This is a genomic window from Bacillus sp. RC51, assembly GCF_044908115.1.
Classification (GTDB): domain Bacteria; phylum Bacillota; class Bacilli; order Bacillales; family Bacillaceae_G; genus Bacillus_A; species Bacillus_A mycoides.
Map to the genome: position 1 here is coordinate 21590 of NZ_JBIYCW010000001.1, position 13640 is coordinate 35229.

A 13640-nucleotide genomic window follows, 5' to 3' on the forward strand; every position below is an offset into this window, starting at 1 on the left:
AGAATGAAAAGGAGGATAAAAAATGGCGAAACAACAAAATAAACAAAACGTACAAGCGGCAGATCAAGCCTATACTTCTGAAACAAATAATACTGCTAACTCAGTTATTGAGGAACAAATTAGCGATACAGTTGCAGAAGGAACAATCGATGCGAAGCTTGGGAAAGAATCGCAAGAAAAAGCGTAAAAAGAGGGGAGAGTTGCATCTCCTCTTTTTTTATGGAAAAGTGTCGATTTTCAAAACTATAATCAAATTCCTTGGTTTTTATATGTAGATTTCTTACAATGAAATATAAGAGATATCATATTTTGTATAGAAGAGGTGTTAGTAGTGGCGAAAATATTAGTAGCAGGGAAAATTCCAGAAATCGGATTAGAATTATTGAAAAATCATGATGTAGAAATGTACAATAAAGAAGAATTAATTAGTGTAGAAGAATTAGCAGAACGTGTAAAAGATAAAGATGCACTTTTAAGCTTACTTTCTACGAAGGTATCGAAAGAGGTTATTGACGCAGCACCAAACTTGAAAATTATCGCAAATTATGGTGCTGGTTACGATAATATTGATTACACATATGCTGGAGAAAAGGGTATTGCTGTTACAAATACGCCGAAAGTATCTACAGAGGCAACAGCAGAATTAACGTTTGCACTTCTTTTAGCAGCTGCACGTAGAATTCCTGAAGGTGATACGTTATGTCGTACAACTGGATTTAACGGATGGGCACCGTTATTCTTCTTGGGCCGCGAAGTGCACGGTAAGACAATCGGAATTATTGGCCTTGGGGAAATCGGGAAGGCAGTTGCAAAGCGTGCGAGAGCATTTGGAATGAATGTTTTATATACAGGACCAAATCGAAAGCCTGAAGCTGAAAGTGAACTGGAAGCGACATACGTAACGTTGGAAGAATTATTACAAACAGCGGACTTTATTACAATTAACTGTGCTTATAATCCGAAATTACATCATATGATTGATGAAGAACAGTTTAAAATGATGAAGAAAACAGCATATATTATAAATGCTTCACGTGGACCAATTATGAATGAATCAGCACTTGCTCATGCACTAAAAACGAATGAAATTGAAGGTGCAGCTCTTGACGTATTTGAATTTGAACCGAAAATTACAGAAGAGCTAAAAGGATTAAAGAATGTAGTACTTGCTCCTCACGTAGGAAATGCAACATTCGAAACACGTGATGCAATGGCTGAAATGGCAGTAAGAAATATTTTAGCTGTATTAAATGGTGAAGAACCTGTAACACCTGTAAATCAAAAAGTATTAGTTACAAAATAAAAAAGAAACCTTCCGAAATACGGAAGGTTTCTTTATTTTTCTTTATTCGCTTTTTTAGAAGGTCTTTGTCTAATAAATTGAGATAACATATACAAAATGTATAGTGGAATGGCAATGAATAAGAAAACAGAAATGTTGCCAAAACTTGTTTGGTACATTGTGATAATAATTCCAACTAAAAATAGTGTAATAATTATGCTATATCGTGGAATTGGTACATCTTTTAAACTTGGGATACGAACACGGCTCACCATTAAAAATGCGAACGTTACGAATACGGTAATGAGAACGATTTTTGGAATGGTATGTGAAAATAATGTTAAGAAAGCAACAAGCCCTCCTGCTGCAGTAATCGGAACTCCAGTGAAATATTTCATAGAAGTAGAAGATGGTGTTACATTAAATCGTGCTAAGCGATATGCTCCGAACAGAGGGAATAATCCCGCTATGTATAGTCCAATGATTCCGTAGTTGGAAAAAGATGTGTAATACATTAAAACAGCAGGTGCTGCGCCAAATGTTACAACATCCGCGAGTGAATCAAGCTCTTTTCCCATTTGTGAATCAACGCGTAATAAACGAGCGACACGACCATCAAGACTATCTAACATCATCCCGATCAGTACTAAAATAGCAGCTGATTTATAATATCCTAAAGATGCATAGCCGATTGACAAAAATCCGCTATATAAATTCCCGAGCGTAAATAAGTTTGGAATAGCTGCTCTATACAAAATCTGATCCCTTGCTTTCTGTTATAAATTCTTAATTAGTGTATGAAAGTTTACTTATTTTATCATACCATAAATTTCTTTCTCAAACGAAAAAAATTCCCAATTTGTGAAAGATTTGAAGTGTAAGTAAAAAAGAAGCAACTTTTCACAAAGTTGCTTCTAACATTATTCAAATTTCGTTGTCATCGTTCCAGTTTTATATCGATTGTTAGGATCGAACCGTAATAAATCTCCATAAATCAGTTTGTCAGAGAGTTTTAAATCTGTTTTTGCTTTTTCAATATACGGCTGACATAGCGCTACATCTGCCTCTTCACCGGAGCTTTTTTTGTAGCACATATTTTTTGTGTACACATAATCCTCTGTTACAAAACTACCATCGCGCATTACCATAAGAGGATCTTTTTCTTTTATAAATAAGTCAGTTCCAAATTCAACTGATTGATTCGTTTTAATACCAAGTAAATGAAGTAACGTTGGTTTAATATCAATTTGACCAGATACTTTAGAGATGACCTTCCCCTCTTGGCCAGGCACATGAATAATGAGAGGGACGCGTTGTAATTGCATAGAATCAAACGGTGTAATAGCGTCTTTCCCAAGGAACTGAGCCATAGCTGCATTATGGTTTTCAGAAATGCCGTAATGATCACCATAAATGACAATAACGGAATTATCATATAGTCCTTCGTCTTTCAATTGTTTAATAAATAATTTAAGAGCTTCATCCGTGTAACGAACGGTTGGGAAGTAGCGATTTAAAACACCACTTTCGGAATTAAATTCATCAACATATTGATCTTCTGGATTTAGAAGAAATGGAAAATGATTTGTTAAAGTAATAAATTTCGTATAGAACGGTTGTGGTAAAGATTTTAACTTTGGAATAGATTGCTCAAAGAACTCTTTATCTTTTAATCCCCAACCGACAGACATTTGTTCAGTGCCTGCGTAATCATTTAAATTAAAGTAACGATCATATCCAAGCGCTGGATACATTACGTCACGATTCCAAAACGTTTTATCGTTTGAATGGAAGACAGCAGAAGAATATCCGTATTTCTTTAATTGTTCTGGTGTGGCAGTGTATTCATTTGTTGCATGAGTAAAGAATACAGAACCACGGTCTAACGGATAAAGGGAATTTTCAACGATAAATTCAGCATCAGAAGTTTTACCTTGTCCCGTTTGATGATAGAAGTTATCGAAGTAAAAACTATCTTTTATAAACTCATTTAAAAATGGAGTAATCTCTTTTCCATTTATTTTTTTATTAATAACAAAACTTTGTGTAGATTCCATTGAAATTAAAATTACATTTTTACCTTTTGCAGCTCCAAATAAGTTTTTATCAACTTGCTTATCTTTTGAGTCTGTATAGTTTTTAATTTCAGAGAATCCATCGCCACTTGCAAATACACGCTCAGCTGAAGACTTAGATTGAAGTGTAATATCAAATAGATGATATGTGTATAACCCTAAATTTTTCACGACAGTTTGACGATCAAATGAGCGTGAGAACATTTGTGGTTTATATATAACTGAAACAACAATTTGTAGTGCTAATAATACTGTTACACCGCTAAAGAAAGTTCGCTTCTCAGAGCGAGAAAGGGGTGTTTTATCACCAAATGATGGGAATTTACGCGAAATAAACATTAAAATAATTGCGTCTGCAAATAAAAGTAATGTTTTATACGTAAAGAGTTCTTTTATACTCGTCCCTAAGTCAGCCATATTATTTGTTTGGAATAAAACAGGGAAAGTAACAAAATCGTTATAGAACCCGTAAAACATTGCATTTCCAAATAAAATAAATGACAGTATAAAACTAATTACAATAATAATTCGGTTTCGGTACTTAGATGCAAGTAAAGCGAAACCAAAAAATAAAAGTAACGAAGCTAGTGGATTAATAAAAAGCATAAACTCTTCAAAGAAGTTATCAATTCTAATATCAAATGCTAGCTTGTACACAATATATGTTTTTATCCATAATAAAACGACTGCAACTAGTGCAAATCGCAGTTTTGGAAACAGATTTTGTAGCATAATATACTCCTCTCCTAAAAGCATGACGGTTCTTGTGAGCCGGTTTGATTAGCGCCTCATTTTATATATACGAACAGTCCTTTGTTATTATGTTTATTATACTATGAGTATCATTATACGAAAATAAAAGAGAGTTGTGGGCTTTTTTATAATAATTGAGTAGAAAAAGGGCAGTGGGAGACAATAAAACGGAGTTTCTATGTATGATAATTATCGTGCGCAAAAAGAATCGAGTAATAAAACGGAGGTTATAATGCGAAAATTATTATATTTTATAGTATGCAGTAGTGTTATACTTTTTGCTTCACCGAGTGTGTCGGTAGCACAATATGATGCACCCCTTATGGAAGATGCCCTTTATTCTGTTTTATTTCCAAAAATAAATAAGGCAATTGAAAAACAATATGGGAGCTTGAAGCCTTATCAATGTCCTAAAATTATTAGTTTAAAAAAAGTGTATAGTGGTACATATTTATTTCAAGCGAGTATTGAAGTAACGAAGTATGAACAGGTTGGTGGGAAAATTGTTCCACCATTTGAGAAGGTAACGATTACATTTAATAACGAAGAGGGCGAATGGGAAGTGACAAAGGTTTCAGTAAAGCGCTTACCAAATGATACAAAATTAAACTGTAAAAAAACAATATAAAAAATTGTTTGACAAATAAAATGGTCCTTTGGTATTGTTAATAGCAACAATTAGATGTTTGAAAATTAAATAGACTTACCTCATCTACTCTCAAAGGTAGAGGCCGCGATAGGAAAGAGTAAGCTATGGGAGATTTAGTGGAATCTGTGATCATAGGTTGAAAGGGACTATTGCCGAAATATAAGAATAACCATCTTATTCATATATTGGGACTGCATTGAATAAATGTAGTACTGTCATAAGATTTATTTTATGAAGAGCTATTTGGAGATGTTGATGCGGTTTCTTATTTTGAGAAGATAACAACTCGTTTATTTTTTCAATATATATTTTTCCTAATAAGAAACGCGTGTGAACATTGTTCCGCGCGTTTTTTGTCTATCTAAAAGCGTGCTGCAATGAATAGAAGATTGGGGTTATGAGTTTTAGAGGAAATAAGGGAGGAATTTAAATGTATTTACACGGCACAAGCCGAATCAATGGGCAAGGACACTTAGAAATTGGTGGGTGCGATACGACGCAGCTAGCAAAACAATACGGAACACCACTTTATGTATACGATGAAGAGTCTATTCGAGGAAAGTGCCGCGCGTTTCATCGTGCTTTTAAAGAAAGTGGTTTCTCTTATCAAGTAGCATATGCAAGCAAGGCGTTCTTGTGCATGGAGATGTGCCGAGTAGCTCGTGAAGAGAATATGTCTTTAGATGTTGTTTCTGGAGGAGAATTATATACTGCGCTCCAAGCTGGTTTTCCGGCATCGCGTATTCATTTTCACGGAAATAATAAAACAGAAGAAGAAATGATTATGGCTCTTCAGGCGAATATCGGTTGTTTTGTAGTAGATAATTTCTTAGAATTAGAAATCTTGCACGATTTAGCAATGCAACATGGGAAATTTGTGAACATATTAATCCGTGTAACGCCTGGAGTAGAGGCACATACACACGAATATATAACAACAGGTCAAGAGGATTCGAAATTTGGATTTGGTGTTTCAAATGGTCAAGCGATGCAAGCAATTGAGCTTGCCTTGCAAAAATCAAATTATAATGTGCTAGGAATTCACTCGCACATCGGATCACAAATATTTGAAACGGCTGGATTTGTTCGAGCAATTGAAGTACTCCGCCAATTTTTAGAAGAAGTGAGAGAGCGAACACATTATGTGATGAAAGTATTAAATGTGGGCGGAGGTTTCGGTATACGTTATACGGATTCAGATACACCGTTAACACTTGAAACGTATGTGCACGCTGTAACAAGTACGATAAGAGAACAATTTACATTATGTGAATATCCGCTTCCAGAAGTATGGATTGAACCAGGTCGTAGTATCGTAGGTGATGCGGGAACAACACTTTATACAGTCGGAGCGGTGAAAGAGATTCCTGGCATTCGGAAATATGTTTCAGTCGATGGTGGAATGACAGATAATTTAAGACCAGCTCTATACGGAGCCCGTTATGAGGCGATGTTGGCGAATCGAGGGAATGATGAGAATGAGGAACTCGTTTCGATTGCTGGGAAATGCTGTGAAAGTGGAGATATGCTGATTTGGGATATTAACTTACCGCAAGTTGCTTCTTCTGATTTACTAGCAATTTCTTGTACGGGGGCATATGGGTACTCGATGGCGAATAATTATAATCGTATTCGTAGACCAGCTGTCGTCTTTGCGAAAGGCGGGACGTCACAAATTGTCGTAGAACGTGAAACATATGAAAATATCATTGGGAACGATCGCATACGTATTAAAGAGCTGGTGTGAATGAGAAAGAAGGAGTTGTCTAGTAAAGGCAACTCCTTTTAAAAAAAGAAAAATAATTAAATATATCGGAAAACTAGGATTGAAAAAAATCAGAATTGTGATAAAATACAAATACAAAGCTTATCAAGAGAAGCTGAGGGAACTGGCCCTACGAAGCTCGGCAACCTGCTTATAGAAAGCAAGGTGCTAAATCCAGCAAAATGGAATCCATTTTGAAAGATAAGGTAAAATATATTACCGAACAGTCTTTTCGAAATGGGAAAGATTTTTTTTATGAATAAAAAGGGGGGCTGTTTGCGTGAGCGTACGGGAGCATTTTGATGAAGTATCTGAGAAAATTCAAGCGATGCTTGCTGATATGAAATATGGTTCCATTACAATTGTTGTGCAAGATGGAAAAGTGATTCAATTAGAAAAAAGTGAAAAGGTTCGTTTAAAGTAAAAAGCGCTGACTAGAAAAACTAGAGGCGGTTTTAATCTATTTTTAATAGGTTAAAGCCGTCTTTTTGCTTTTACAGGGGGAAAAAACATGTTGACGTACGAAACGTGGAAAGAAAATAGTGTTTCATTTTCTGAAGAAGATGAAACGAAAGGCGCGCTATCAGTATTAAGTTGGGCTTATAAAGAATATAAAGATGAAATTGTATATGCATGTAGCTTTGGGGTGGAGGGAATGGTTTTATTGCATCTTATAAACCAAGTAAATCCATCTGCTAAAGTTGTATTTTTGGATACAAATGTTCATTTTCAAGAAACGTACGAATTAATTAAGAAGGTACGCGAGAGATTTCCTTCATTAAATATTATAGAAAAACAGCCAGAACTTACACTCGATGAACAAGCGAAGCTTCATGGAGAGAAGTTATGGGAAAGTAATCCGAATCTTTGCTGTAGTATTAGAAAAATTTTACCGTTAGAAAAATCATTAGCAGCGGAAAAAGCGTGGATATCAGGCTTAAGAAGGGAACAATCAGAAACGCGTAAGCATACACAGTTTATAAATCAAGATCGTCGTTTTCAATCTATTAAAGTTTGTCCGCTCATTCATTGGACTTGGAAAGAAGTTTGGCGATATGTATATAAACATAGTTTGCCGTATAACCCATTGCATGATGTTGGCTATCCGAGTATTGGGTGTGAGAAATGTACATTACCTGTAGGTGATGGTGGCAACTCAAGAGATGGAAGATGGGCTGGGAAAATGAAGACGGAATGTGGCCTTCACTTTCAATGAGATAGATTTTGAAATAAAGCTAAGAAGGGATATAAGAAGATGAGTACAACAAATGAATTAGTAAACCGCATTGATGAAACATATGAAATATCGAACATTGTAAAGGAAATCGAGATAGACAAAATTGCACTTAGTGATTTAGAACTTTTGGCGACAGGAGGATATAGCCCTCTTACAGGATTTTTAGGGGAGAGAGATTATGATTCAGTAGTAGAAACGCTTCGTTTAGCAAATGGTAGCGTATGGAGTATACCGATTACACTACCGGTAACAGAAGAAGTAGCGGAGAAACTGCAGGTTGGAGAGGAAGTAAAACTTGTCAACGCCGGAAATGTATATGGTGTTATTCAAATAGAAGATATTTTTGTACCAGATAAAGAAAAAGAAGCGTTACTTGTATATAAAACGACGGATGAAGCACATCCAGGGGTGAAAAAATTATATGAACGACCAAATGTTTACGTTGGAGGAGCTATTATTCTTACAAAACGCTTTGGAAATAATCCGTTTCCTTCTTATCATTTAGATCCAATTGAAACGAGAGAAGAATTTAAAAAACGCGCTTGGAAAACAGTAGTTGGATTTCAAACGAGAAACCCAGTACATCGTGCCCATGAGTATATTCAAAAATCTGCCCTTGAAATTGTAGATGGTCTCTTTTTAAATCCGCTCGTTGGGGAAACGAAGTCAGATGATATTCCTGCTGATGTAAGGATGGAAAGCTATGAAGTATTACTTCAAAACTATTATCCGAAAGATCGTGTCTTTTTAGGTGTATTTCCTGCAGCAATGCGTTACGCAGGACCAAGGGAAGCGATATTTCATGCACTAGTAAGAAAGAACTTTGGTTGTACCCACTTTATTGTAGGGCGTGATCATGCTGGGGTAGGAGACTATTACGGAACATATGAAGCGCAGGAAATCTTTACGAATTTTACAGTAGAAGAGTTAGGGATTACGCCGTTATTTTTTGAACATAGTTTTTACTGCACGAAATGTGAAGCAATGGCTTCAACGAAAACATGTCCGCATGGAAAAGAAGACCGTGTCATCTTATCGGGTACGAAAGTACGAGAAATGTTAAGGAATGGTGAGATTCCGCCAAGTACATTTAGTCGTAAAGAAGTAGTGGAAGTGCTAATTAAAGGTTTGAAAAAAGAAGTAGTAACAGAATAGGGAGAGAATGAGATGGATACGAATATTACTTGGCATACAGCTTCTGTTTCAAAAGATGAGAGAAGAGTGAAGAATGGGCATCACAGTTTTGTAGTTTGGTTTACTGGTTTATCAGCTTCGGGTAAATCTACAGTAGCGAATGCGGTTGCTCGCAAACTGTTTGAAAAGAATATCGGAAATTATGTGCTAGATGGGGATAATATTCGCCAAGGTTTAAATAAAGATTTAGGTTTTTCTGAAAGTGATCGCATGGAAAATATAAGACGTATTGGTGAAGTGGCGAAGTTATTTGTAGATCAAGGAACTGTTGTCCTTACAGCGTTTATTTCACCATTTCGAGTAGACCGAAAACAAGTTAGGGAACTATTAGCTGCAGATGAGTTTATAGAAGTGTTTGTAAAATGTCCAATTGAAGAGTGTGAGAAACGTGATCCGAAAGGACTTTATAAAAAGGCGAGAAAAGGTGATATTAAAGAGTTTACAGGTATCGATTCACCGTATGAGGAACCAAAACAAGCAGAATTAATTGTAGAAACGCACAAGTATTCTATTGAAGAATGTGCAGAGCAAATTGTGAAGTACTTACAAGAGCGTAGTTTCATATAGGGGGATAAAAGATGAGTTATGAAAAAGTGTGGGCTAATAATGAAAAATTAAATCAAACAGAGAAAAAGAAATTAGAGAAAGACGGATTAGAAATCTTTAATGATATTCCTTACTATGCGGAGAATGGATTTGAATCTATTCCGAAAGAAGAGTGGGACGCTTTTAAATGGGCGGGATTGTATTTGCAAAGACCGAAAGAAGCGGGCTATTTTATGATGCGTGTCAACATTCCTTCTGGAATTATTACAAATGCGCAGGCAGAGGTGCTGGCTTCCATTGCTGAAGATTATGGGCGTGATGTGTTAGATATTACGACAAGACAGGCGATTCAGTTTCATTGGTTAGAAATTGGGCAAATTCCGGATATTTTTAAGAGGTTAGCTAGAGTTGGTTTATCTTCAGCAGGGGCATGCGGTGATATTACGCGTAATATTACAGGAAATCCACTTGCTGGAATTGATGCGAATGAACTATTTGATACAACATCGATTGTTAAAGAAATATACGATTACTTCCAACATAATGAAGAGTTTTCTAATCTACCACGTAAATTCAAAATGTCTATTAGTTCTAACATTTATAATTCAGCAAATGCAGAGATTAACTGTGTGGCGTTTACACCTGCTACGAAAGAAATAAATGGTGAGGAAAAGGTTGGGTTTCATATAAAAATAGGCGGAGGATTATCAGCTCGTCCATACTTAGCGGAAGAATTAGATGTATTCGTTTTACCAGAAGAAGTGAAGGCAGTGTCGATTGCAATTGCTACTATATTCCGTGATTTTGGATATCGTGAAAAACGCCACTTAGCACGTTTGAAATTTCTTGTCGCTGACTGGGGCGTTGAGAAATTTAAAGAGAAACTAGTAGAATACACAGGCCCATTGCAAAGTAAAGGGGAAAGTGCTCTCAAAGGATGGAATGCAGGATACTTTTATGGCGTTCAAGATCAAAAACAAGCAGGATTAAAGTATGTCGGCTTTAATGTACCAGTAGGGCGTTTACACGCAGAGGAAATGTTTGAGATTGCAAGAATTGCAAAGAAATATGGAAACGGGCAAATTCGAACTTGTAACTCACAAAACTTCATTATTCCGAATGTTCCGCCAGAAAATGTTGCAGGATTATTAAGTGAACCGTTGTTTGAAGCAATTTCAGCAAATCCGAAATCGTTTATCGGTCATGCGGTTTCATGTACTGGCATTGAGTATTGTAATCTTGCGCTAGTAGAAACGAAAGAAAGATTACGCAAAATCGCAGAGTACTTAGATACACAAATTGCACTCGATGTTCCGGTTCGAATTCATATGGTAGGATGCCCGAACTCATGTGGTCAACGTCAAATTGCTGATATTGGTTTGCAAGGGATAAAACTGAAAACGAAGGAAAAGGGAATCGTTGAGGCGTTTGAAATATATGTGGGCGGAACACTATTAGACGGAGGAGCATATAACGAAAAGTTAAAAGGGAAAATAGATGGAGAAGATTTGCCGGATGTTCTCGTGTCCTTTTTAAGTTATTTCCAAAAGAATAAATTACTAGCCGAAACGTTTTATGATTTCGTAGGACGTGTTGGAGTGGAAGAATTACAAATTGTACTAAATCGTGTATTAGAAGAAGTAATAGCATCTTAGGAGGGGCAATATGGACTTATATCGATTTGAAGCTGTATTAGTAAATAGTATTGTTCCAATTGTTGTCGTTGCTCAGAGTGAAGAACAGGCATTTAAGCTTGCGGAAATTGAGCTTGAAAAACATTTTTTACCGTTACCAGAAGTGAAAGAGATTTCTTTGTTTGAAAAAAAGAAGATTCGAAAAGGGGCGGCATTTGTTATTCATGAGTAGAGAACATGTAATACGAAATAATAGTAACTTCCATTCGTGATTAGGAGTGGAAGTTTCATTTTATAGTAGAAATGAGGAGAGATTATGGGGAAGGTTTATATCGTCGGGGCGGGTCCTGGTGATCCGGATTTAATTACTGTTAAAGGGTTGAGATGCATCGAGAAGGCTGATGTTATATTGTACGACCGTCTCGTAAATAAAGAATTGCTTTCTCATGCAAAGCCTGAAGCGGATTTAATTTATTGCGGGAAACTCCCAAATTATCACACGATGAAGCAAGAGACAATTAACACATTTCTTATTAAATATGCGAAAAAAGGAAAAGTTGTAACGAGACTTAAGGGCGGAGATCCATTTGTATTTGGAAGAGGTGGAGAAGAAGCTGAAGCGTTAGCGAAGCAAAGTATCCCATTTGAAATTATTCCTGGTATTTCAGCTGGTATAGCTGCTCCTGCTTATGCTGGAATTCCAGTAACGCATCGCGATGCAAGTGCAAGTTTTGCTGTTGTGACAGGGCACCGGAAAGAAGGGGCTGAAGAGGAAGTGAAGTGGGAAAGTTTAGCGAAAGGTGTAGATACATTAGCGGTCTATATGGGGGTTAGTAATTTACCTTACATATGTGAACAACTAATAAAACATGGAAAAGATCAAAGTACACCTGCCGCTATCATTGAGTGGGGAACGACATCTATGCAACGTACTGTTACAGCGACGTTAGGAACAATTGTAGATGTTGCCAAAAAAGAACGAATTCAAAATCCAAGTATGATTGTTATTGGAGAAGTTGTCCGTTTTAGAGAAAAGATACATTGGTTTGAGAAACAAACGGAAAATGCATATCAAGTAAGCGGAGTATTGTAAAATGAAGGCTGTTATATATATATGTCATGGAAGCCGTTTGAAAGCAGCAAAAGAAGAAGCGGTTGCATTTATTACGTCATGTATGAACCGTGTAGAGGCAAATATTCAAGAAATTTGTTTTTTAGAGCTAGCGAATCCTTCTATTGAAGAAGGGTTTCGTACATGTGTGAAGCGTGGTGCTACAGAGATTGTCGCTATTCCTGTTTTTTTATTAGCGGCAGGACATGTAAAGAAAGATATTCCGTTTGAATTACGAAAGTTAAACGAGGAATATCCGGATATCAAAATAGTGTATGGTAATCCATTTGGTGTATCAGAAGTGCTTGTAAAAGCGGTATATAACGGAAGTGGTATTAAAGACTACAAAGAAGAAGTAACACTTTTGCTCGTTGCAAGAGGGAGTAGTGATCCGGAAACTTTACAAGACATAAAGTGGATTTCTTCTTTATTTCAAAAAGAAGAGAACATTAAAGAGGTGGAAGTTTGTTATTTAGCAGCCGCGGAGCCGAAGTTTGATGAGAGGTTGAAAGAAATTGTAGAACAAAAAGAACGGAACATTGTTGTGTTACCTTACTTATTATTTACAGGCTTACTCATGAAACATGTTGAGAAAGAAGTGCGTCAATATGAGTCGGAAGAGATAAAAATAAGTCCCTATTTAGGAAAGAATGTAGCGTTTCGAGAGATGTTAATTCAGAAAACAGAGGAAATATTGAAGGGAGATCAATATGTATCCACTTACAGTGCGAGTTGATAAGAAACGTGTTGTTGTCATTGGTGGAGGGAAAGTAGCGGGGTTTAAAATTATTCCTTTACTAAAACAAGGTGCGGATATTGTTGTAGTAAGTACAGAATTAGATGCAAATTTAGTGAAACTTGTAGAAGAAAAGCAAATTCGTTGGTATCAAAGAGAGTATGAGAAAAGTGATATTAAAGATGCTTTTTTAGTAGTTGCAGCGACTAGTGATTCGGTACTAAATGAACAGATTGCTGAAGATGCCGCAGTGAATCAATTGGTAAATGTTATTACGAATCCGGAAAGTGGAAATGTTCATTTTCCGGCGGCAATTCATCGTGGATTGCTTAATGTAGCTGTTTCTACTGGAGGGGCAAGTCCGAAACTTGCAAAAAAAATTCGTGATGATATCGCAAATAAATATGATGAGAAGTATGAATCGTATCTTGATTTTTTATATGAAGTTAGACTAAAAGTGAAAGAATTACAAGTAGAGAAAAGGCAAAAAAATATATTGTTACAAGAAGTATTAAAGTCGATATATGTTCAAAGTGAACAAAAAAGAGAGCTTTTTTTACAAGAATTAGAGAGGGGAATTTATATAGGATAGTGAGTGAATTGTGCTTTACAAATATAAAAATATAATTTATAATCACAAGTAACTTCAAAAGATGAA

15 protein-coding genes, 2 riboswitches and 1 other annotated feature (1 of these 18 cut by a window edge) are annotated in these 13640 nt (G+C 36.1%); of the genes, 13 read left to right on the forward strand and 2 right to left on the reverse strand.

Going from position 1 to position 13640, the window contains the following annotated elements; all coding sequences use genetic code 11:
* Positions 1-22: 22 nt before the first annotated feature.
* The gene (locus ABH959_RS00125) at positions 23-187 is read left to right on the forward strand and encodes a YozQ family protein (protein WP_002030670.1); all 165 of its coding nucleotides are present in this window, start codon (positions 23-25) and stop codon (positions 185-187) included.
* A 135-nt stretch (positions 188-322) separates the two neighbouring features.
* Positions 323-1303: a 2-hydroxyacid dehydrogenase family protein gene (locus ABH959_RS00130; RefSeq protein ID WP_002011699.1), complete on the forward strand. Its 981-nt coding sequence runs from the start codon at positions 323-325 to the stop codon at positions 1301-1303.
* A 32-nt stretch (positions 1304-1335) separates the two neighbouring features.
* On the opposite strand, the gene pssA is transcribed toward ABH959_RS00130, so the two are convergent.
* The gene (pssA, locus tag ABH959_RS00135; RefSeq protein WP_002011698.1) at positions 1336-2037 is read right to left on the reverse strand and encodes a CDP-diacylglycerol--serine O-phosphatidyltransferase; all 702 of its coding nucleotides are present in this window, start codon (positions 2035-2037) and stop codon (positions 1336-1338) included.
* A gap of 165 nt (positions 2038-2202) precedes the next feature.
* Positions 2203-4089, reverse strand: coding sequence for an LTA synthase family protein (locus ABH959_RS00140; protein WP_242308971.1), 1887 nt, complete (start codon positions 4087-4089; stop codon positions 2203-2205).
* Positions 4090-4342: 253 nt separating this feature from the next.
* On the opposite strand from ABH959_RS00140, the gene ABH959_RS00145 reads away from it, so the two are divergent.
* The 11 genes from ABH959_RS00145 (at position 4343) to ABH959_RS00195 (ending at position 13574) form a co-directional block, all read left to right on the forward strand.
* Positions 4343-4738, forward strand: coding sequence for a DUF3888 domain-containing protein (locus tag ABH959_RS00145; protein ID WP_016092994.1), 396 nt, complete (start codon positions 4343-4345; stop codon positions 4736-4738).
* Positions 4739-4827: 89 nt separating this feature from the next.
* A riboswitch (Lysine riboswitch) is annotated at positions 4828-5009 on the forward strand.
* A 180-nt stretch (positions 5010-5189) separates the two neighbouring features.
* On the forward strand, positions 5190-6506 hold the full coding sequence (gene lysA / locus ABH959_RS00150; RefSeq protein WP_219301800.1) for a diaminopimelate decarboxylase: 1317 nt from the start codon (positions 5190-5192) through the stop codon (positions 6504-6506).
* Between the two features lie 117 nt (positions 6507-6623).
* Positions 6624-6732: riboswitch (SAM riboswitch) on the forward strand.
* Between the two features lie 72 nt (positions 6733-6804).
* Positions 6805-6948: a YezD family protein gene (locus ABH959_RS00155; RefSeq protein WP_000116159.1), complete on the forward strand. Its 144-nt coding sequence runs from the start codon at positions 6805-6807 to the stop codon at positions 6946-6948.
* A gap of 87 nt (positions 6949-7035) precedes the next feature.
* Positions 7036-7740 carry a phosphoadenylyl-sulfate reductase gene (locus ABH959_RS00160; RefSeq protein ID WP_113937015.1) on the forward strand — a complete coding sequence of 235 codons (705 nt, stop codon included), beginning with the start codon at positions 7036-7038 and terminating at the stop codon, positions 7738-7740.
* A gap of 39 nt (positions 7741-7779) precedes the next feature.
* Positions 7780-8916 carry a sulfate adenylyltransferase gene (gene sat / locus ABH959_RS00165; RefSeq protein WP_113937016.1) on the forward strand — a complete coding sequence of 379 codons (1137 nt, stop codon included), beginning with the start codon at positions 7780-7782 and terminating at the stop codon, positions 8914-8916.
* Between the two features lie 12 nt (positions 8917-8928).
* Complete coding sequence (gene cysC / locus ABH959_RS00170; RefSeq protein ID WP_002011691.1) at positions 8929-9522, forward strand: adenylyl-sulfate kinase; 594 nt, start codon at positions 8929-8931, stop codon at positions 9520-9522.
* 11 nt (positions 9523-9533) lie between these two features.
* A complete protein-coding gene (locus tag ABH959_RS00175) occupies positions 9534-11156 on the forward strand; it encodes a nitrite/sulfite reductase (RefSeq protein ID WP_404492152.1) in 1623 nt (540 codons plus the stop codon).
* A gap of 10 nt (positions 11157-11166) precedes the next feature.
* Positions 11167-11367: a DUF3906 family protein gene (locus ABH959_RS00180; RefSeq protein ID WP_000366913.1), complete on the forward strand. Its 201-nt coding sequence runs from the start codon at positions 11167-11169 to the stop codon at positions 11365-11367.
* An 84-nt stretch (positions 11368-11451) separates the two neighbouring features.
* Positions 11452-12228, forward strand: coding sequence for a uroporphyrinogen-III C-methyltransferase (cobA, locus tag ABH959_RS00185; RefSeq protein ID WP_002030683.1), 777 nt, complete (start codon positions 11452-11454; stop codon positions 12226-12228).
* 1 nt (position 12229) lies between these two features.
* Complete coding sequence (locus ABH959_RS00190; RefSeq protein ID WP_002030685.1) at positions 12230-12982, forward strand: sirohydrochlorin chelatase; 753 nt, start codon at positions 12230-12232, stop codon at positions 12980-12982.
* Positions 12957-13574: an NAD(P)-binding protein gene (locus ABH959_RS00195; protein ID WP_002166092.1), complete on the forward strand. Its 618-nt coding sequence runs from the start codon at positions 12957-12959 to the stop codon at positions 13572-13574. The genes ABH959_RS00190 and ABH959_RS00195 overlap by 26 nt, the downstream gene beginning before the upstream one ends.
* A gap of 61 nt (positions 13575-13635) precedes the next feature.
* Positions 13636-13640 (forward strand) — a binding site (T-box leader); it runs 242 nt beyond the window's last position.